17 protein-coding genes are annotated in these 19,272 nt (G+C 71.1%); 11 read left to right on the top strand and 6 right to left on the bottom strand.

What is annotated here, in order from left to right; translation table 11 throughout:
- Positions 1–440 precede the first annotated feature (440 nt).
- From ACT4N7_RS23680 to ACT4N7_RS23690, 3 genes are all read left to right on the top strand, one after another.
- Positions 441–1,637, top strand: a complete 1,197-nt coding sequence (locus tag ACT4N7_RS23680; protein WP_444831033.1) for an MFS transporter — start codon at positions 441–443, stop codon at positions 1,635–1,637.
- A 274-nt stretch (positions 1,638–1,911) separates the two neighbouring features.
- Positions 1,912–3,234 carry a GGDEF domain-containing protein gene (locus ACT4N7_RS23685; protein WP_444831034.1) on the top strand — a complete coding sequence of 441 codons (1,323 nt, stop codon included), beginning with the start codon at positions 1,912–1,914 and terminating at the stop codon, positions 3,232–3,234.
- Between the two features lie 94 nt (positions 3,235–3,328).
- Entirely contained in the window at positions 3,329–4,063 is a 735-nt protein-coding gene (locus ACT4N7_RS23690) for an oxidoreductase (protein ID WP_444831035.1), read from the top strand.
- A gap of 24 nt (positions 4,064–4,087) precedes the next feature.
- Here ACT4N7_RS23690 and ACT4N7_RS23695 read toward each other — a convergent pair whose 3' ends face one another.
- The 6 genes from ACT4N7_RS23695 to ACT4N7_RS23720 form a co-directional block, all read right to left on the bottom strand.
- On the bottom strand, positions 4,088–5,014 hold the full coding sequence (locus ACT4N7_RS23695) for an N-acetylmuramic acid 6-phosphate etherase (RefSeq protein ID WP_444831036.1): 927 nt from the start codon (positions 5,012–5,014) through the stop codon (positions 4,088–4,090).
- Positions 5,015–5,057: 43 nt separating this feature from the next.
- Positions 5,058–5,990, bottom strand: a complete 933-nt coding sequence (locus tag ACT4N7_RS23700) for a MurR/RpiR family transcriptional regulator (protein WP_444831049.1) — start codon at positions 5,988–5,990, stop codon at positions 5,058–5,060.
- A 167-nt stretch (positions 5,991–6,157) separates the two neighbouring features.
- Complete coding sequence (locus tag ACT4N7_RS23705; protein WP_444831037.1) at positions 6,158–7,912, bottom strand: serine hydrolase; 1,755 nt, start codon at positions 7,910–7,912, stop codon at positions 6,158–6,160.
- A gap of 10 nt (positions 7,913–7,922) precedes the next feature.
- Positions 7,923–9,197 carry an exo-beta-N-acetylmuramidase NamZ family protein gene (locus ACT4N7_RS23710; RefSeq protein WP_444831038.1) on the bottom strand — a complete coding sequence of 425 codons (1,275 nt, stop codon included), beginning with the start codon at positions 9,195–9,197 and terminating at the stop codon, positions 7,923–7,925.
- A gap of 7 nt (positions 9,198–9,204) precedes the next feature.
- Entirely contained in the window at positions 9,205–11,040 is a 1,836-nt protein-coding gene (locus ACT4N7_RS23715; RefSeq protein ID WP_444831039.1) for a glycoside hydrolase family 3 protein, read from the bottom strand.
- Positions 11,041–11,618: 578 nt separating this feature from the next.
- Positions 11,619–12,446 carry an HAD-IB family hydrolase gene (locus ACT4N7_RS23720; RefSeq protein ID WP_444831040.1) on the bottom strand — a complete coding sequence of 276 codons (828 nt, stop codon included), beginning with the start codon at positions 12,444–12,446 and terminating at the stop codon, positions 11,619–11,621.
- A 427-nt stretch (positions 12,447–12,873) separates the two neighbouring features.
- Between ACT4N7_RS23720 and ssd the strand changes: the two genes are divergently transcribed.
- The 8 genes from ssd to ACT4N7_RS23760 all read left to right on the top strand — a co-directional run bounded on the left by ssd (position 12,874) and on the right by ACT4N7_RS23760 (position 18,816).
- Complete coding sequence (gene ssd / locus ACT4N7_RS23725; protein WP_444831041.1) at positions 12,874–13,959, top strand: septum site-determining protein Ssd; 1,086 nt, start codon at positions 12,874–12,876, stop codon at positions 13,957–13,959.
- A 119-nt stretch (positions 13,960–14,078) separates the two neighbouring features.
- On the top strand, positions 14,079–15,266 hold the full coding sequence (locus tag ACT4N7_RS23730) for a TadA family conjugal transfer-associated ATPase (protein WP_444831042.1): 1,188 nt from the start codon (positions 14,079–14,081) through the stop codon (positions 15,264–15,266).
- A gap of 112 nt (positions 15,267–15,378) precedes the next feature.
- Complete coding sequence (locus ACT4N7_RS23735; RefSeq protein WP_444831043.1) at positions 15,379–16,179, top strand: type II secretion system F family protein; 801 nt, start codon at positions 15,379–15,381, stop codon at positions 16,177–16,179.
- Complete coding sequence (locus ACT4N7_RS23740; RefSeq protein ID WP_444831044.1) at positions 16,176–16,871, top strand: type II secretion system F family protein; 696 nt, start codon at positions 16,176–16,178, stop codon at positions 16,869–16,871. Before ACT4N7_RS23735 ends, ACT4N7_RS23740 begins: the two co-directional genes overlap by 4 nt.
- Before the next feature lie 29 nt (positions 16,872–16,900).
- Entirely contained in the window at positions 16,901–17,092 is a 192-nt protein-coding gene (locus ACT4N7_RS23745) for a DUF4244 domain-containing protein (protein WP_444831045.1), read from the top strand.
- Positions 17,092–17,493 carry a TadE family type IV pilus minor pilin gene (locus ACT4N7_RS23750; RefSeq protein WP_444831046.1) on the top strand — a complete coding sequence of 134 codons (402 nt, stop codon included), beginning with the start codon at positions 17,092–17,094 and terminating at the stop codon, positions 17,491–17,493. The genes ACT4N7_RS23745 and ACT4N7_RS23750 overlap by 1 nt, the downstream gene beginning before the upstream one ends.
- On the top strand, positions 17,490–17,870 hold the full coding sequence (locus ACT4N7_RS23755) for an Rv3654c family TadE-like protein (protein ID WP_444831047.1): 381 nt from the start codon (positions 17,490–17,492) through the stop codon (positions 17,868–17,870). The genes ACT4N7_RS23750 and ACT4N7_RS23755 overlap by 4 nt, the downstream gene beginning before the upstream one ends.
- 316 nt (positions 17,871–18,186) lie before the next feature.
- A complete protein-coding gene (locus ACT4N7_RS23760) occupies positions 18,187–18,816 on the top strand; it encodes a bifunctional DNA primase/polymerase (protein ID WP_444831048.1) in 630 nt (209 codons plus the stop codon).
- Positions 18,817–19,272: the final 456 nt, after the last annotated feature.

Raw genomic sequence — 19,272 nt, forward strand, 5'->3', positions numbered from 1 at the left:
CCCAGGTCAGGCGTTCGGCTTGGGTGGCCCAGAATCCCTCCCGGTCCGCCGCGGCGTCGGTGTAGGCCTGCGCGGTGACATTCGCCGCCGCCGCGAACTCCGCCGACGGCGCGAACACCCTGCTCTCGGTCGACCCGCTCTCACTCGTCGGACTCTGGCCGGACTGCTCGGTCATGGACGTGGCCTCCTCGATGGATGAGCCGGCTTTCCGTGCGGGGCGCGGCCGGGTATCGATCAGGAATCTAGTGCGACGCGCCGCCGCTCGACACTTCAACCGTGGAGGTCCAGACCAATTTGCCGTCTGGTGCGTTCGGCCGATTGGGGGGACTCTGCTCCGTTCGGCTGTGCTCATCTGATTCTGCGGAAAGTAGCCTGGTGAAGACGTAACGTGGTCATCGGTGACCGATCGGGAGTAGCTGCCGCTAGTGGGGGACAGTCGAATGGGTGGTGCTGGTGAAGGTTCACCGCTGTCCGGTTCGGAGTTCCGCGCCCTCTGGATCGCGGAGGCGCAGTCCGTCGCCGGCGACCAGTTGGCGAGGGTCGCCATATCGGTGCTCGTCTACCAGCGAACAGGGTCAGCCGCACTCACCGCGCTGACCTACGCGCTGACCTTCCTGCCCGACGTCATCGCGGGCCCGCTGCTGTCCGGCCTGGCCGACCGGTTTCCGCGGCGGGAGGTCATGGCCTGGTGCACGCTCGTCCAGGCGCTGCTCGTGGCCGCGATGGCGGTGCCCGGCGCACCCATCGCGCTGGTGGCCACCTGTGTCGCCCTGGAGGCCGCCGCCCAGGCGCCGTTCAAAGCCGCGCAGACCGCGCAGGCCAGGGTGATCCTGGGCAACGAGAATCTGGCGGCAGGGCAGGCCCGGCTGACCACATTGCGCGAAGTCGGCCAACTCGTCGGCCTGGCCGGAGCCGCCGCGGTGGTCGGATTTCTCGGCACGACCCCGGCATTGCTCTTCGACGCGGTCACATTCCTTGCCGCGTCAGCACTATTGCGATTCGGCCTGCTCCGCCGTCCGGCGGCACGCACTACGGCAACTGTCGCAGAAGGACTACTCCGCCCGGACCGTCGCAGGCGGGCGGTCGCCGCGCTATCGCTGCTCGCGGCGCTGACCGTGCTGCCGCACGGATTGATCGTCCCGCTGACCGACGAACTCGGCGCTCCCACGTGGACAATCGGACTGCTGCTCGCCGCCGACCCGCTCGGCCTTGTGCTCGGCGCTTATGTGTTCTGCCGCTCGGGTCGTTCGACTGCCTCGCAGCACGCCCTGATCGCACCGCTGTCGCTGGTGTGCCTCGGCGCGCTGGTCTTCTTCGCCGCACGACCGCATCCAGTGCTCGCGGCCGTGCTGCTCGCGGTGTCGGGACTCGGTGCCGCGTACCAGATCCTGGCCAAATCGGCCTATGTCGCCCTGCTGCCGGATGAGGTGACCGGCCGCGCGACAGGCATGGTGCGCACCGGATTGCGTGCCGGCCAAGGACTCTCCGTGCTCGCCGGAGGGTTGCTCACCGAGTGGTTCGGCTCTGCTGCACTGACCATTGCGCTGGCGGGAGTGGTGGGCACCATAGGCTGCGCGGTAGCGGGCTTCATCTGGCACCAGGGGAGGTCGCCGGTACCGAAGGAGGCGTTGGCATGACTTTGGCTCAGTACTCACGGTTGCGCATCGCGGCTTCCTCCTCGGCTGTGCGGAACGCTGGAACGGCATACGGAGCAATGACTCCGTCCATTCGGCTCAGTACTCACGGTTCCGCACGGTGCTACCTCCGTTTCGGGTCCGAGTGGACCGGATCTCCCCACATAGTGGGGCAGGTCCAGTGTCTCGTCTGTTGCAAAGGGGGACAATGCCCAGTCTGACAAGTCCCCCACCGCGCCGCTTGCCGGGTATGGGTCTGGCGCGGCGAATCCGTGCGATGGACCTCTTCGCGCACACGACGCGTGCCGGATTCGCCTGGATCCTGGCCTGCGAAGCGGGTGTCTTCGGCTGGGCGCTGTACGGCTGCATCACCGGCGGTGTGCCGGATCACACGTCGCTGCGGTTGTTCGCGTTGCTCACGGGTTTCGCGATCCTCCACATGGAAGCGACGCGGCCCGCCGAAGAACGCCGCCGCGCGGCCCACCTGTCGAGTGAGCACATCGACCACACGGGAGTGTGGACCTGTGCCGGGGCACTGGTACTGCCCCCGTCCCTGGTCGTCGGACTCGTGTTGATCATCCGACTGCGCCGCTACTTCATCGCGCGCAAGCCGCCCGGTCGCTATCTGTTCACCACGGCCGCGATCACCTCCTCCGCGCTCGCCGCGCAGGCGTTGGCCGAGGCCACCCGCGTGCACGACTGGATTCGCGGCAGCGACGTCCCGGCCTCGAAGGTGCTCTTCGCCGCCGCCGCGGTCGCCGCCGCGTTCGCGATCTACTACGCCGCGCAGACGATCGTCATCGGCGTCGCCCGCGGCCTGCGCGGCGGCTCGTCGTGGGAGTCGATCCTGGGCAACCGCAAGGAGAACGCCGACCTGGCGATCACGCTGTGTCTCGGCCTGATCGCGGCCTGGGGTGCGGGCGTCGGGTACGGGCTGCTGCTCTTCGCGCTGGTCGTGGTCGTCATCGGCTACACCCGGCACACGCAGCGCATCGAGCAACTGGAGCAGGAACGCGACCGGCTGGCCTCGGACGCGCTGCAGGATCCGCTGACCGGCCTCGCGAACCACCGCGGCTTCAACCCGGCCGCCGCGCTCGCGCTGGTCGCCGACCAGGCCAGGCACCGGCAGACAGCCGTGATGATGTTCGACCTCGACCGGTTCAAGCAGGTCAACTCCCGGCTCGGCCACCTCGGCGCCAACGAGGTGCTCAAGGCGCTTGCCGCCGTACTGCGCACCAGCGTCCGGCACGACGACCTGGTCTGCCGGTGGGGCGGCGAGGAGTTCTCCGTGCTGCTGCCCAGCACCACCCGCGCCGACGCGTGGGCCATCGCCGAACGCATCCGCACCGCGGTCGAGTCGATGACCGTGGAGTTGACCAAGGCCGCGGGCGGGCGCACCGAACTGGTCGGCGGATTCACCATCTCCGGCGGCCTCGCGCTGTCGCCGGAACACGGCACCGACCTCGACACGTTGCAGGAACACGCGGATCAGGCGTTGGCGCGGGCCAAGGACAACGGGCGCAACCTGATCGAGATCATGCCGTCGACGCCGCTGCCCGCGCCGCGCTCGGTGCGCGAGCACACCCTCGGCCCCAACTAGTCTTCGGACTGTCCTATTCGGATCGTCAAGTGTCCGATGTGGAGCCTGTGGCCGGTCGCCGTGGCACCCGCGCGCCTCCGGTACTGTCCGGCGAGTGACCGACCCACTGGCGCGACTGCTCGACCTCCCCGGCGTCCAGGACGCCGTGCGTGCCGCCCGGGAGTCGGTGGCCGAGGTGCATCGGCATCCGGCGAACCGACGCGGCTGGCCCGCCACCTCGGCCGAGGCGTCGGTGCGCGCCGCACGGGCGTCCGCGATGCTCGACGGCGGCGACCCCGCGATCCCGGATGCGGGCGAGGTCAGCGATCCGGTGCTGGCCGGGGCGCTGCGGGTCGCCGAAGCGCTCGGACCGCTGCTGTCCACCTGGGAGCGCGCCCCGATGCAGGCGTTGGCGAAGCTGCACGTGCTCGCCGCCGCGGACCTGGTGTCCACCGAGTCGCTGGGCAGGCCGCGTGCCGGGCGCGGTGTCGCGGGCAGGCTCGATCTGCTCGCCGGGCTGGTGGCGGGCGGCACGAAGGTGCCCGGCCCGGTCGTCGCCGCCGTCGTGCACGGCGAGCTGCTCACCCTCGCGCCGTTCGGCAGCGCCGACGGGGTGGTGGCCCGCGCCGCCGCGCGGCTGACGCTCATCGGCACCGGCCTGGACCCGAAGGGCCTCGCGGTGCCGGAGGTCTGCTACCTGCGCCGCGCCGAGCACTACCGCGCGGCCGCCGACGGCTTCGCCTCCGGTGACCCGGACGGCGTGGCGGCGTGGATCATCTTCAGTTGCGCGGCCGTCGAGGCAGGCGCACGCGAGGCGTCGAGCATCGCGGACGCCGCCATCGCAAGCTAGCCATCGCAAGGTGGCCCGCGTGGGCTAGATGGCGTGGGCGTTCAGTAGGCCCAGTGCCCGGCGGACGTGGCCGTTGGTCTGCGCCAGCGCCGTTGTCGCCCGTCGAGTGTCCACACCGGACAGCAGGTGCACCATCGCGACCTTGAGGTCCCCGTGCGCCTCCATCAGCGCCGCCGAACACTCCTGGTGCCCCATGCCGGTGGCCTCGCGCAGGATGCGCAGGGTGCGCCCGCGCAGCTTGGCGTTGGTCGCCCGCATGCTCACCATCAGGTTCGAGTACGTGCGGCCCATCTGCACCATCACCGCGGTCGAGAACGCCGTCAGCACGAGCTTCTGCGCGGTCCCGGCCTTCATCCTGGTCGACCCGGAGATCGCCTCCGGCCCGGTGTCGACCGCGATCACCAGGTCGATGGCGGAGTTCCGGGTGGCGTTGGGGTTGTTGGAGACCAGGGCGGTGGTCGCGCCGAGGTCGTGGGCCGCGGCCAGCGCCCCGAGCACGTACGGCGTGCGCCCGGACGCGGTCAGCCCCAGCACGAAGTCGCCCGCCCGCGCGTTGCGGGCCAGCTCCGTGGCGCCCGCGGAGTCGTCGTCCTCGGCGCCCTCGGCGGCGTTGCGCAGCGCGGACGAGCCGCCCGCGTGGTGCACGAAGAACCAGTCGTCGGGCATGTTGTAGGTCGGAGCCAGCTCGGCCGCGTCGAGCGTGGCCAGGCGGCCGGAGGTGCCCGCGCCGACGTAGTGCACGCGCTTTCCGGTGCGCAGCGCCTCGGTTGCCGCGTCCACGGCGCGGCCGAGCTGCGGCAACACCGCGGCGACCGCGTCGGGGACGAGCTGGTCCTCGGCGTTGATCATGCGCAGGATGTCCAATGTGGACATCTGGTCGATCTCGGTGGTGCGCGGATTCCTTCGCTCCGTAGGAGAGTCGACATGCACCGACTGTCGTGGCACGGTCATCTCGCGGCTCCCTCCCCGGCGTAGCGAATCCGCGCACCCCGGATCATTTCCCGGTCTCCCTGGCCTTGCGTCGTCCGTCGTGCCTGGTCTCCATGCGATGCGGCCCGACCGCGTCCCTGGTGGAGTCGAGCGCCTTGATCGACTGGTCCAGGTGCTGTTGGGCGACGCCGATGAACAGGCAGTCCACGACCGTGAGCTGCGCGATCCGGCTCGCCGTCGCCCCCGAGCGGAACGTGGTCTCGCGGGCCGCCGTGGTGAGCACGAGGTCCGCGACGTCCGCTATCGGCGACGTCGGGTAGTTGGTCAGCGCCACGGTGATGGCGCCGTGTGCCCGCGCCACGCGCAGCGCTTCGACGGTGTCGGTCGTCGCGCCCGTGTGCGAGATGCCGACCGCGACATCGCCGCGGTTCAGCACCGCGGCCGAGGTGAGCATGATGTGCGTGTCGTTCCAGGCGAAGCTGACGCGGCCGATCCGGTGCAGCTTCTGCTGCAGGTCGGCGGCGACGAACGCGCTCGCGCCGACGCCGTAGACATCGACCCTCCCGGCCTTCGCCACGGCCGCGACCACCTGGGCGAGCACATCGATGTCGACCTGCTCGGCGGTCTCCTCGACCGCGCGAGCGTCGGCGAAGGTGACCTTGCCGACCACGGTCTTGAGGTCGTCGTCGGCCTCGATCTCGCCGCCGAGATCGCGGTCGGCCCGCATCTCGGATCGAGCGGTGTCGGCGGCAAGCGCGATCCGCAGTTCGGGGTAGCCCCCGACGCCGATCGCCTTGCAGAACCGGGTCACCGTGGTCTCGCTGGTGCCCGCGGCCTCAGCTACCTCGGTGATGCTGCGTCGGGCAACGGTGGACGGGTTTTCGAGTACGACCTTGGCAACCCGCTGTTCGGCTCGGGCCAGGCCCGGAAGCAACGAGCGAATGCGGACCAACGGGCTCGACTCGTGCTCTCTTGACGCGCTGTGTTCTGCTGTCATTTGACTCGCACTCACGTGGGAAACTTACTAACAGTGAAGGGGTAGTACAAGGCGATGCGTGACATCTGGTGGCAACGCTACCCAAATGTGTCCGCAGCGCTAGTCGCCCCTGGTGGGGGCTTGCTCAACGAATCGCTGGTAGGGAGCAGATTGTTAGCGTCTGACCGTCAACGAGTTCGAGACTGCCACCCTTGTGGGTGCAACAGGTGGGGTTCTTTCTCACCGTTAAGCAGCATTCGATCACCGTCGGTTACGACTATCCGATCTAGGTAGACTCCTCGACCGGTGTAACGACTATCCGTGGCGAACCGCCAGCGCAGTGTGATCAACTCGGCGGCGGGCACCGTCGCGTTGACCTTCCACCAAGTGCGGTGCCCCGCACCAGCCAGAACCTGCTGTTCACCGGCGGGCGCGTCGTGGCCGCGAGCCCGCAGGGGCACCGTCTGCCACGTGCTGCCGTCGGTGCTCGACTCCAGCACCAGTGGGTCACTCGACTCGGTGTCCACGAACGTGTCGAATGTGACGCGAAGCTCACCGGCTCCCGCGAGGGGCGAAGTGGTGAGGGTCGCCGTCGCCGCGTCGCCCAACCCGGAGTGCCACGCGTCCGGTCCGTGCCGCGGCCGGACCGCCTGCGCCTTCGCCAGCCCGGTCGACAGCGTCTCCCTGGCCAGGTTGATCGAGCCCCAACTCCGCGACGGGTGGACCCGGTTGGTCAACAGGATCGCGATCGACCGCGACGCCGGGTCGAGCACCAGCGAGGTGCCGGTGAACCCCGTGTGGCCTGCCGTCCGAGGCCCAGCCAGGCCACCCATGTACCAGCGCTGGTTCAGCTCGAAACCGAGGCCGTGGGCGTTGCCCGGGAACTCGGTGTTGTAGTCGGTCAGCATGGTCTGGACGGTGTCCGGGCGCAGCACCCGCCTGCCCGCGTAGCTGCCGCCGTTGAGGATGGTCTGCCCGAGCACGGACAGGTCGCGCGCGGTGGAGAACACACCGGCGTGCCCGGCGACGCCGCCGAGCGACCAGGCGTTCTCGTCGTGCACCTGCCCGCGCACCATGCCCCGCGCGGGCGCCGCCTGGAACTCCGTCGCGGCGATCCGGGCGAGCTTGTCCGCGGGCGGGTTGTAGCCGGTGTCGACCAGGCCGAGCGGCCCGGTGATCCGCTCGGCCAGGAACGCGTCGAGCGGGCGGCCGCTGAGCCGCTCGACCAGCACGCCGAGGGTGATCAGGTTGAGGTCGGAGTAGACGTACTTGGTTCCCGGCGGGCTCTTCGGCGTCCGGTCCATGACCGCCTTGATCCGGGCGGCCTTGTCCGGCCAGTCGCGCCACAGCGGGATGAACGGCTCCAGCCCGGAGGTGTGCGTCAGGAGCTGCTCGACCGTGATCGACTCCTTGCCGTTCACGCCGAACTCGGGCAGGTAGGCCGCCACCAACTCGTCCACCCGCACCCGGCCGTCCTCGACCAGGCACATCACCGCCAGCGAGGTGAACAGCTTGCTCACCGACGCCATGTCGAAGATGGTGTCCGGCGCCATCGGCACCTGCTGGTCGGCGGGCAGTTCCGTGCCCGCCGCGTCGGTGTAGCGCACAGCCTGACCAGCCGTACTCCGGTGGACCACCACGCCGTTGTGCACGAGCAGCGAGACCGCCCCCGCGAACAGCGGCCGTCCGGTGGTGGGCGCCGGTCTCGTCCACGCGGCGATCGCCTGGTCGGCCGCCGCGATCGGCACCGGGTCGAGCCCCACCGACTCGGGCGGACCCGCTCGCAGGACGGTCCTCGTGGGGGCGAAGCCGTGGTGGGGCCGGTCGAACCGGCCCTCCGACCCGCCCGTCGCCACCGGCTCCTGCGCCATCGCTACCGCGCTGCCCCCGACCGTGATCGCCACGGCCAGGAGTGCGGCCGACATCCGAGTTGTCCTGGCCATCTCCCCCACCTCATCGGTACAGCAGGAACGGCTGACGCTGCCTGCGGAATTCGGCCAGCTCCGGTTCCCACGCGCCGATGACCTCGGCCGCGTCGGCGCCCGCGTCGATCATGGTGCGCAGGCGGGCGGAGCCGGAGAGCTTGTCGACGAAGTTGTCCGGCCGCCAGCCGAACACCCCCGGGAACACGCGCTTCGCGGTCACCAGCATCGACACCGCGGTGCGGATCGCCTCGAACCGGCGCTCGTCGGTGATGTGCACCTGCACGCCGCCGCACGCGACCCCGACGAACTTGCCGAACGTCGGCGCGAAGTAGTGCTCGCGGAACCGGACCCCGGGCAGGCCGAGCGCGTTGAGCTCCTCGGCCCACCGCCAGTCGATCCCGGGCGCGCCGATGATCTCGAACGGCCGAGTGGTGCCGCGGCCCTCGGAGAGCACCGTGCCCTCGAACAGGCACGTGCCCGGGTACGCGAGCGCGGTGAGCCCGGACGGCATGTTCGGGCTCGGCAGGACCCAGGTCAGCCCGGTCTCGCCGAACAGCTCGTCGCGCCGCCAGTCGCGGACCCGCACGACCTCCAGGCTTCGCAAGCGCTTGCCCCCCGTGTCGGCAGGCAGGAACTCGGCGTCGAACAGCCTGGCCAGCTCGCCGACCGTCATGCCGTGCTGCTGGACGATCGGCTTGCGCCCGACCCCGGAGGCAAAGGCCGGGTCGAGCCGCGGGCCGAACGCGGCCCCGCCCACCGGGTTGGACCGGTCGAGCACCACGAACGCGGCGTCGATGATCGTGGCTGCGTGCATGGCCGTGTACATCGTCCAGATGTAGGTGTAGAACCGCGCGCCGACGTCGGCGATGTCGAACACCACCGTGTCCACGCCCGCTTTGGCGAACTGCCCGGCCAGCTTGGCCGCGGTGGCGCCGTAGGCGTCGTAGACCGGGATCTGGGTGCGCGGGTCGAGGTAGTCGCCCTCCGAGCCGCCCGCCTGCGCGGTGCCGCGGAACCCGTGCTCTGGTCCGAACACCGCCACCGGGCGCATCTGCGCGGCCGCCATCGAGTCGACCAGGTGGGTGCCGTCGCGCAGCACCCCGGTCGGGTTGGAGACCACGCCGACCTTGCGCCCGGCCAGGGACCGCCAGCCCTGGGCAGCCAGCACGTCGGCGCCTGGCGTGACCCGCCCGTGGCCCCGGCCCTGGGTCTCGGCGGGCTGTGCGGCCGCGGGGAACGCGGCGGCACCAGTGATCAGCGGCGCGGCGAGCGCCGACGCGGTGAGGAATCGTCGCCTGTCCATTACGCCCCTACCAGGTCAGACCGTGATCGAACGGATACAGGATGGTGCTCGGGTCGCTGCCCGACGGCACGTCGACCGGGAGCTTGCCGCGCGGCGACACCTCGCCGAGCAGGATCTTGGCCAGCGACTCCATCGACACCGCGCGCCACGAGTACGTCGCCACCCAGGTCGGCGCGGCCACGAAACCCGCGTCGTAGGGCACCTGCGAGGCCACCGCGACCACCGGCTTGCCGGTCTCCAGCAGCCTGGTGAGCAGCGTGCGCTGGGTCGGGTTGCCCGACAGGTTGTTGGTCAGCAGGACTACCACGTCCACGCCCTGGGCCGCGGCCACCGCCTCGGCGATTTTGGCGTCGTTGGGCTTGGTACCGGTCGGTAGGACTGTCGCCGTGGACCCGCGCACGCCGAGGCTCGTGGCCAGCGCGGTGGGAGAGTTGGCCTGGTTCACCGTGTCGCCGATGCCCGCGACCAGCACCTTCGCGGGGGCGGCGGACAGCGGCAGCAGGTTCGCGTCGTTGCGCAGGACGGTTACCGTGCGGTCGGTGAGCCGCTGGATGGCTGCCTTGTTCGCGGGCACGCCCACCTTGGTCGCGACAGCGCCTTCGTTCACGAACGGCCGGGTCAGTATGCCGCGGTTCCACTTGAGCGCCAGGATGCGGCGCACGCTCTCGTCGATGCGCGCCTCGGTGAGCCTGCCGCTGCGAACGGCGGCCAGCACCGACTCCTTCGCGAGGTTGAGGTCCGGCGGCATCAGGAGCTGGTCGACGCCTGCCTCCAGGGCGAGCACGGGGATCTCGGCGTCGCCGAACATGTCCCGCACGCCCTGCATGCCGAGCGCGTCGGTGACGATCACGCCCCGGTAGCCGAGTTCCTGGCGGAGCAGGCCGGTCATGATCGGCCGCGACACCGTGGCAGGCACGCCGGACGGGTCCAGACTGGGGAACTGGATGTGCGCGGTCATGATCGAGTCGATGCCCGCGTCGATCGCGGCGCGGAACGGCGGCAGGTCGACCGCTCGCCACTGCTCGGCGCTGCGGGTGATGACCGGCAGGCCGGTGTGGCTGTCGGTGGCGGCGTCGCCGTGTCCGGGGAAGTGCTTCGCCGAGGACGACACCGTCTCGCTGGGCCTACCGCTGGCCTGGTAGCCGCGCACCTCGGCGGCCACCATGTCGCTCGCGAGGTCGGGCCGCGCGGAGAACGAGCGCGCGGCGATGATCGGGTTGAGCGGGTTCGAGTTCACGTCGGCGACCGGCGCGAAGTTCTGGTTGACGCCCATCGCGCGCAGTTCGTGGCCGTTGACGGTGGCCAGCGTGTGGGCGTCGGCGGTGCTGCGGCCCGCGCCGATCGCCATGCTGCTCGGGTACTCCGTGGCGGGCGCCTCGACCCGGGTGACGTTGCCGCCCTCCTGGTCGATTGCGACGATCAGCGGCAGGTGCGGCGCGGCCGTGATCGCCGCCCGCTGCAGGCCGTTGGAGAACGCGGCGAGCTGCGTCGGGTTGTCGACGTTGTCGGTGCCGCTGTTGTTGAAGTAGATGACGCCGCCGACCTGGTAGCGCTGGACCACCTGCGCGGCCGTGTCGACGCCGTAGCGGGCCAGGTTGGTCGGGTGCGCCTCGTCGGCGGACTTGCCCCAGACCGTGGCCACGAACAACTGCCCGACCTTCTGCTCCAGGGGCATCCGGCGCAGCGCCGCGTCGGTCAACGCGGCAGGCGCCTGCTCCGGGCCGGGTTGGGCGTTCGGCCCGGGTGCGGGAGCGGCGGCCGCGGCCGTGCCGACAGAGGCCACGGTGGCGAGGGTAGCCAGCGTCGCGGTCAGCGTCCGCCGGAGCGTGCGGGGAGTGGGCACCACGCCTCCAGATCGACCAGGTGGGGAATCGGGTCGAAATTTGTTCACCAAGAACAAACCTCACCTGGAAGTTACTCACGTAACAGTCGTCAGGTCAACGAGGTGCCTCGGACCTGTGGACAACTGGGGCCGAAACGCGGATTGGGCGGCCCCGCTCCGAAGAGCGGGACCGCCCAAACCATCCGCGCGAACACTCGAGTTACCAAGCGTGCAACTGTGTCGTACCTACCTGGCCTCGGCGTCCGGCGTCCCGGTACGCAGTCCCTTGACGACATGCCTCCCGCGGCGTGCTGCGCGTGGGTGCTCGGTGTTCGCGCACGGAGTTCGCCCGGGGTGGATCGGAGCTTCTCTTCGCTCTGTCCCTGGCCGACTCGAAGTCCGCAATTCCTTTGTACCCAGTGAGGAAGGTCACTTCAAGGGCACTTTCGGGTGCACCGGTAAAGACCTCGGAAGGCGTCGACTGACGCGGTTTGTGCGCGTAGTGTCATCTGTCGGCGTTTGCGCTTACGCAGCCCGATCCGGTGCCGGTACCGCCACCCGGGTGTACCGGAAATCCCTTGTGGTTGACCGAGAATCTCTCAGTGTCGACGTCGGCGCTGCAACCCGTACCAGGCGACCCCGGCTGTGGCGACCGCGCCGAGCCCGATCGCGGTGACGGCGACGGCGGTGCCCGACGGCGCGTGGAACCGCGACCGCAGCGACACGGGCTTGGTGAAACTCAGCACCGGCCAGCCCCGCTCGGCGGCGAGCCTGCGCAGGCTCCGGTCCGGGTTGACCACCGCCGGGTGCCCTACCGCCTCCAGCATCGGCAGATCGGTGCTGGAGTCGGAGTACGCGTGGCTCGCGGCGAGGTCGTAGCCGTGTCGCGCGGCCAGTTCGCGCATCGCGGCCGCCTTGTTGGCGCCGTAGCAGTAGAAGGCGATCTCCCCGGTGTAGCGGCCCGCGGCCGCCACCATCCGGGTTCCCACGCTGTGCGTCGCCCCGATCATCTCCGCTATCGGCGCCACGATCTCCTCGCCGGACGCCGAGATGACCACGACATCGTGTCCGTCCGACTTGTGCTCGGCGACGAGTTCCGCGGCTTCGGCGTATACCAGCGGATCGACGATGTCGTGCAGCGTCTCATCCACGATCGAGCGCACCTGCTCGACGTCCCACCCCTCGCACAGTGACGTCAGGTGTGCGCGCATTCGCTCGACCTGGTCGGCGTCGGCGCCGGAGGAGGCAAAGACGAACTGGGCGTAGGCACTCTTGAGCACGCCGCGCCGATTGATGAGGCCGCCCTGGAAGAACGGCCTGCTGAAGGCGAGCGCGCTGGACTTGGCGATGACCGTCTTGTCGAGGTCGAAGAACGCCGCGACCCGGCCCGGTGCGGGCGGATCGTCGGTCCGGTCGGAGTCGGTCACGGCGCCAGCATAGGAGCGGGCATGACCCGGATGGCGCAGGGTTCGGGCCTCGAACGGCGCACTGTGGAAGTAGGACAGGGCGTCTTCGGCTGTATGTAGCCACCAGACCCGCGCGAGGGGATACAGTATCGGTACCCGGCTTCGTGCCGGGACGGTTCAGCCCGACCCCCCGGGGCTGAACCTCTGACGACCCCCGCCCCTCCCCCCTGGCGGGGGTCGTCCCTTTTCCGCCCGAGGCGGCCCCCGCCCAGCTTGCCTTGACCCACCGACAATTCCGGTCCGTGACGCCCCCGGATTCCCTCGGTTGTCCACATAGCCGCCAACCATCCACAGTTTGAGCAGGGGGATTGCCCGCGCCCCCGCCCGCCCCGATGGTGATCACAGCGGCCGAACACCGGCCGCCCGATCCCGAGGGAGGCCGGCCCAGATGAGCCGACCAGTGGCCTGCGTGCACGAGGACACACTGCTCGACGAAGTGCTCCGGCTGGCTGCCGCCGCGGGCTGCGCGATCGAACGCGCGGCCGACGTGACCGACATTCGTGCGCGGTGGCACGGCGCACCCCTGGTCCTGCTGGACGAACGCGCCGCGCGGGCGTGTCTGACCGCGGCCCTGCCACGGCGCGAGTCGGTGGTCGTGGTCTGTTCCGGGACGCCGCCCGCAAGTACCTGGGAGCTTGCGGTCTCCCTCGGGGCGCAGCGCGTTCTCACCCTGCCCCAGGGGGAATCCTGGCTCGTCGGTGCGCTGGCCGACGCCATCGAGGCGCCCGCGGGCCAGGTCGGCCGGGTTGTCGCGGTCATGGGTGGCCGCGGCGGCGCGGGCGCGTCGGTCTTCGCGGCCGCCATCGGCCTGTCCGCCCTCGACTTGGGCCACAACGCTTTGCTCGTCGACTGCGACCCACTCGGCGGCGGCCTGGACCTGGTGCTCGGCGCGGAGGAGCAACCGGGTCTGCGCTGGCCGGACCTGCGCCTCAAGTCCGGCCGGGTTCCGGTGTCCAGCCTGCATTCCGCACTTCCCGGTCGGACGAAAGGCAACGCCCGGCTGACCCTGCTCTCCGGTGCCCGCGAGGGCGAAGGCCCAAGTCCCGACGCGGTTGCCGCCGTCGTGGCGGCGGGAAAGCGCGCGGGCGAAACGGTCATCTGCGACGTCCCCCGGTCGCCGGGCGAGGTGGCCCACATCGCGCTCGACCGGGCCGACCTGGCGGTCGTGGTGCTCCCCGCGGAGGTCCGCGCCTGCGCCGCGGCCCGCCGTGTCGCCACCCACCTGCTCGATCGCGGCGTCCGTGCCGAGGTCGTGGTCCGCGGGCCCGCCCGGACCCGCCTCAGCCCGATCGACGTCGCCGCCGCCGTCGGCCTTCCGCTGCTGGCCAGCATCCGCCCCGACGCCGCACTGTCGCAGTCCCTCGACAACGGCACCTTCCGGCTGCGTCCGCGCAGCCCACTGGGTCGCGCCGCGCGAGCGGTCTTGCGCGCCCTGCCGGATTCACCCCGCGTCCCATCCGCCCGCCAACCCTAGCCGGCGCGCGCCTGCCGGAATCCATTTCGGACACATGTCACCGCCCATTCATCAGCAGCCCTAAGGAATCCAGATGTTCACCTCTCATCCAGCGGCGTCCAGTCGTAGCGGAGTGCCTGATGGCCAGTGACCTTGTCGAGCGGGTGCGCAAGCGGCTCGCGGGGCGGGATGCCGAGATCACCGCGGCCGTGGTCGCCGCCGCCGTACGTGCGGAAGCGGGCGGCGTGGTGGGCCACGACGATGTCCTCGACGCGTTGACGCTGCTTCGGCAGGAGTTCGTCGGCGCGGGGCCGCTCGATCCGCTGCTCCGCGACCCGGCCACCACCGACATCCTCGTCACCGCGCCCGACCAGGTCTGGATCGACGGCGCGCACGGGTTGCGGCGCACCGACGTGCGGTTCCCGGACGAGGACGCCGTTCGCAGGCTCGCCCAACGCCTCGCGATGTCCGCGGGACGCAGGCTCGACGACGCACAGCCCTGTGTGGACGGTTGGCTGCCCGGCTCGGCGGCCACCGGCCGGGTTCGGCTGCACGCCGTCCTGGCGCCGATCGCCGCGGCCGGAACGTGTTTGTCCTTGCGGGTGCTGCGCCCGGCCGCGCACGGCCTCGCCGACCTGCGCCGCCTCGGCACCTTCGACGGCCCGACCCACGACCTGCTCACCGCCATCGTCGCCGCCCGGCTGGCGTTCCTCGTGTCGGGCGGAACGGGATCAGGCAAGACAACCCTGCTTTCCGGGCTCCTGGGCGAAGTCCCGGTCACCGAACGCATCGTCTGTGTCGAGGACGCGGGTGAACTGCAGCCCGACCATCCACAGTTCGTCCGCCTGGTCACGCGCCCGCCGAACATCGAGGGCGCGGGCGAGGTGACCTTGCGCGACCTTGTCCGCCAAGGGCTCCGCATGCGTCCCGACCGCATCGTCGTGGGCGAGGTCCGAGGCGGCGAAGTGTGCGAGCTCCTGTCCGCCCTCAACACCGGCCACGACGGCGGCGCGGGCACGGTCCACGCGAACTCGCCGGCCGAAGTCCCCGCCCGCCTCGAAGCTCTTGCCGCCCTGGGAGGTCTCGGCCGCGACGCACTGCACAGTCAGGCTGCCGCCGCGATCCAAGTCGTCCTGCACATGCGCCGCACCCCGTCGGGTGCCCGCAAGCTCACCCAGATCGGAGTCCTCAGCCGCACCTCGACCTCTGTCTCCGTAGCTCCCGCTTGGGCGGACGGGCATTGGGCGGCCGCACGAACCGGCCTCACCGACCTCCTGGACGACCGAGGCATCGCCTTGCCGCCCTCCTTTCGGGGTGAGCGATGCTGACGCCCTGTCGTCCACTGCGGAGCCTGCTAGTCGGTGCTGGACACGTTGTGGGACAAGGGTTTCCGTTGTTGGTCTGTGCTCGGCGCCGAGCGGCGATCAGAGGTGGTGGGTGATGCTCACTGTTCCGGTACTGCTGCTCGCCGCTGGTGTGGTCGTGTGGCCAGCCGATGTCGCCGCCCGGCGGCTTCGGGGTCTTCGACGCGATGGCCGCGGAGCCCGGCGCAGGCTGCCGAGACCGGGCACCCCGGTGATCGCCGCGCTGTCGGCCGCGGTCGGCTGGCTCGCGCTCGGTCCAGGAGGCGCTGTCGCGGCCACGTTGATCGGAATCACCGGCTGGCGCAGGTATCGGGACCGCCGACGCCTGGCCGCCACGCTCGCCGCAGTGGGCGGGCTCGCCGAGGCACTGCGGTCCCTTGTCGCCGAGTTGGTGGTGGGGGCGCATCCGGCCGACGCGGCCGATGCCGCGGCGGCCGACGCCGAGCCCGCGGCGGCGGCGGCGTTGCGCGCGGCCGCGGCCGCCGTGCGACTCGGTGGTGAGGTCGGCGACGCCGTTGGCGACACGGCGCCCGAACTCGCCGACGTCACCGGGCAACTCGGGCGGGCATGGCGACTGGCCGGGCGCCATGGGCTGCCATTGGCGGACGTGCTCGACGCCGTCCGGGCGGATCTGGACCAGCGGGTGCGCTTCGCCCGTCAAGTGCTCGCCCGGATGGCGGGCCCGCGGGCGAGCGCCACCGTGCTCGCCGGACTCCCGCTGCTCGGCATCCTGCTCGGCGAGGCGTCCGGTGCCGCGCCGCTGCGGGTGCTGTCCGACACGGTCGTGGGACAGGTGCTGCTGGTCATCGGCGTCGGACTGGTGTGCGCCGGTGTCGTCTGGTCGGCTCGCCTGACCGGGCGGGCGGTGTTCCGATGACGGCGGCGCTCGTTCTGCTCGCGATGGCGATGCTGCTCTGGTCTCCCCACCGACCGGACCGGAGTCGGCTGGCCCGGCTCACCGGCGCGGCCACGGTTCGCCCGCGACGACGGCCACCATTACCGCTGGTGGCCGGGCTGTCCGCGGGGACTCTGGCGGGGGTGCTGGTCGGGCCCGTGGCGGGGCTCGTCGCGGCCCTGGCGGCCTGGTGGGCGGTCACCAGGAGTCTGCGGCCCCGGCCCTCGTCTGGCGACGATCTGGCGCTGGCCGCGACGTGGGACCTGCTCGCGGCCTGTCTCCGGGCGGGACTGCCGGTGCCTGCGGCGATCCGGGCGGTGGCGACCGATCTCCCGGAACGGCCCGCGATCGCCCTGCGGGACACCGCCGACCTGTTGGCACTCGGCGGCGACCCCGTGCAGGCATGGTCGGGTGCGCTCGACTGCCCCGAGACGGCCGCACTGGCCCGTGGCGCCAGACGCACCGCGCGGTCCGGGGCCGCGCTCGCCGGTGTCGCCCGGTCGTTGGCGGCCGCGGTCCGCGAGCGGGCCGAGGACGCCGCCGAAGCCCGAGCCCAGCGCGCCGCCGTGCTCATCAGTGGGCCGCTGGGGCTGTGTTTCCTGCCCGCCTTCGTCTGCCTGGGCGTCCTGCCGGTCGTCATCGGCCTGGCCGGGCAACTCTCGATCGCCCTCTAACCAACCCACACGAACCGAATGGAGTCCCGATGTTTCCGTTTTCCCGCCTCCGCATGCCCGAGTTCCTCGCTCCCGACGACGGCATGACCACCGTCGAATACGCAATCTGCACCGTTGTGGCCGCCGCGTTCGCCGCGGTCCTCTATGCCTTGGTCAACAGCGATGCCGTGCTCAGCGGCTTGGACGCGTTGATTCAGCGCGCCCTGTCGATGGACACGTGATGGGACCGCCATCAACGGCACCGCCATCAACAACACCGGCGTGCGCGTCGGACCGGGGTGCTGTCACCGTCGAGGCGGCGATCGCGCTGTGCGGGCTGACTCTCGTGCTCGCCCTCGCGATCGGCGGTCTCAGCGCGGTGGTCGACCAGATCCGCTGTGTCGACGCGGCAAGGGAAGCGGCTCGCCTCGTCGCGCGTGGTGAGCCGGACCGGGCGCACGTCGTGGCGGGCGAGATCGCGCCGCGGGGTGCCGAGATTCGGATCAGGCGGACCGGCGACACCGTGTCCGTCGAGGTGTCGGCGGTCCCGGTGGGCGGTCTGCTGCCGGGGGTCCGACTGCGGGCCGACGCCCACGCGGTCGCCGAGCCTGGGGCCGTTGCCGAAGGGGGTGATCAGCAATGAAGCAGCCGCCGTCGGACGACGGGTTCGCCACGGTGTGGGCGGCGGGGGCGATCGCCGCCTTGCTCGCGCTGGTCACGGTGATCGCCTGCATCGGGGCGGCGGTGGTCACCCGGCACCGGGCCGAGAGCGCCGCGGATCTGGCGGCCCTCTCGGCGGCGACACAAGCGTTGTCCGGCGATCGGTTCGCCTGTGACAAGGCCCGGTGGGTGGCCGATCGGATGCGGGTCGACCTGGTCGACTGTCACCTGCGGGGATGGGATGTGACAGTGCGCGTCGCCGCTGGGCCGCCTGGGCCGCTCGCGGGATTCGGTCCGGCGCACGCGTCGGCGAGGGCGGGACCGGTCGGCAACGGTCGAGCGGTCGGCCACACACGGTGAACGGCAACCCGCATTTGTCCAGTTCGACGCCCAGGACGCCTGCTACTCATCGTGACCGGCCGTGTTCTCGCTGGTAGACCCGACTTCGGCGGACTTGCCGACGGAGCGCGAGCCGCGGGGGCGCTACTCGGCGGGGTGAGGCGGCGGCGGTCGGTGACCGGTCGCCTGGGCTTCAGCCGCTCGTCACCTCGCATTTCACTCGGCTTGCCAAAGCGACCAGTTGTCGACTGCAAGTTACGCACGGCACGGTCGGTGCCGTTAAGTCTGTTGCAGGGCGCCGAACCCGGCGCCGCACCCCGAGGAGGCTCTACCCGAGATGTTGGACACCGGAAGGTCGGATAGCTGGCGGAGAGCGTTCCGTGTGGAGCTTCGAGCGGAGGCGATCGGCCTCGCGTTCCGGGGCTGGCCGGTTCTGCCAGGCACCTATCCGGCAGGCGCGCACTGGGCGGGCCGCGACGGAATCGACGACACCGGACCGGTTCCGGTGCACCGCGATTGGCAAGAGCGCATCGGCACCAAGGCCGAGCAGGTCGCGACCTGGTGGGCGGGCAAGCCCTACAGCTTGCTGCTGGCCACTGGTGCAGGCTACGACGCCATCGAGGTCGACTACGACCTCGGCCGCCGCGCCGCGCGGGTGTTGCGGTCGGTGGGCATGCCGGTGCCGATCATCGCCACCCCGGACAGTCGGTGGTTTTTCCTTACCCGGTCCGGCAAAGCGCTGAGCGCCAAGCTGGCCGCCGACCCGGCGATCACCTTCCACGGCGAGGGCGACTGGATCACCTTGCCGCCCAGCCCGTTCCAGCACGGCGTCGTGCACTGGCGGGTCAAGCCCGAGGTGTGCGGTTGGCACATCCCGCAGTCGCGCACCGTGCAGGACGCGTTGTCCGACGCACTGAACGAACCGTCGCACGATCGGCTTGTCCGCCAACTCGTCGCGGCGGACTAGTTCTCCAGACCACCCGTGGCCTGCCCGGTCCTCGTCTCTTCCCCGAGTCCGGCGGTCACCCACCCAAGCCCGTTCCGCCGCGCGTCGCCACTCTCCCGCCCAAATCGGCGACGCGCGCGGGACAGGCAGCCAGCCGAGTACCCGCAGGGGGCGAACGGCCTCCCGCACCGCTCACGGAACAAGGGACCAGCGGCCCAGCCGCAGTCGGCGAAACCCGCCCCGGGATGACCGCAATGCCCGGCACCGACGCCTCCCCGGTGTCATCGTGCATTGCGCGGAACTCCCAGCCGACTGTCCCGACCGACCTCCGTGGCGGCGCGGTTGAGCCCGAACGCCCCGTGCTCGGCGGCAGGTAGCGCGCCGGGGTTGCGCGTCGGGGGCAGCACCGACGCCCCCCGGCGCGCAGCCGCGTAAGCCCCCCCCTCCGCAGGCCCGTAAGCCCCCCACCCCCCCGGA

The organism is Actinokineospora sp. (assembly GCF_052390155.1).
GTDB lineage: Bacteria > Actinomycetota > Actinomycetes > Mycobacteriales > Pseudonocardiaceae > Actinokineospora.

Excerpts from the sequence above, each read along its gene's own strand:
- ACT4N7_RS23680 (WP_444831033.1), top strand. The coding sequence starts at position 441 with ATGGGTGGTGCTGGTGAAGGTTCACCGCTGTCCGGTTCGGAGTTCCGC.
- ACT4N7_RS23685 (WP_444831034.1), top strand. The coding sequence starts at position 1,912 with ATGGACCTCTTCGCGCACACGACGCGTGCCGGATTCGCCTGGATCCTG.
- ACT4N7_RS23695 (WP_444831036.1), bottom strand. The coding sequence starts at position 5,014 with ATGACCGTGCCACGACAGTCGGTGCATGTCGACTCTCCTACGGAGCGA.
- ACT4N7_RS23700 (WP_444831049.1), bottom strand. The coding sequence starts at position 5,990 with ATGACAGCAGAACACAGCGCGTCAAGAGAGCACGAGTCGAGCCCGTTG.
- ACT4N7_RS23705 (WP_444831037.1), bottom strand. The coding sequence starts at position 7,912 with ATGGCCAGGACAACTCGGATGTCGGCCGCACTCCTGGCCGTGGCGATC.
- ACT4N7_RS23710 (WP_444831038.1), bottom strand. The coding sequence starts at position 9,197 with ATGGACAGGCGACGATTCCTCACCGCGTCGGCGCTCGCCGCGCCGCTG.
- ssd (WP_444831041.1), top strand. The coding sequence starts at position 12,874 with ATGAGCCGACCAGTGGCCTGCGTGCACGAGGACACACTGCTCGACGAA.
- ACT4N7_RS23730 (WP_444831042.1), top strand. The coding sequence starts at position 14,079 with ATGGCCAGTGACCTTGTCGAGCGGGTGCGCAAGCGGCTCGCGGGGCGG.
- ACT4N7_RS23735 (WP_444831043.1), top strand. The coding sequence starts at position 15,379 with ATGCTCACTGTTCCGGTACTGCTGCTCGCCGCTGGTGTGGTCGTGTGG.
- ACT4N7_RS23740 (WP_444831044.1), top strand. The coding sequence starts at position 16,176 with ATGACGGCGGCGCTCGTTCTGCTCGCGATGGCGATGCTGCTCTGGTCT.
- ACT4N7_RS23745 (WP_444831045.1), top strand. The coding sequence starts at position 16,901 with ATGTTTCCGTTTTCCCGCCTCCGCATGCCCGAGTTCCTCGCTCCCGAC.
- ACT4N7_RS23750 (WP_444831046.1), top strand. The coding sequence starts at position 17,092 with ATGGGACCGCCATCAACGGCACCGCCATCAACAACACCGGCGTGCGCG.
- ACT4N7_RS23755 (WP_444831047.1), top strand. The coding sequence starts at position 17,490 with ATGAAGCAGCCGCCGTCGGACGACGGGTTCGCCACGGTGTGGGCGGCG.
- ACT4N7_RS23760 (WP_444831048.1), top strand. The coding sequence starts at position 18,187 with ATGTTGGACACCGGAAGGTCGGATAGCTGGCGGAGAGCGTTCCGTGTG.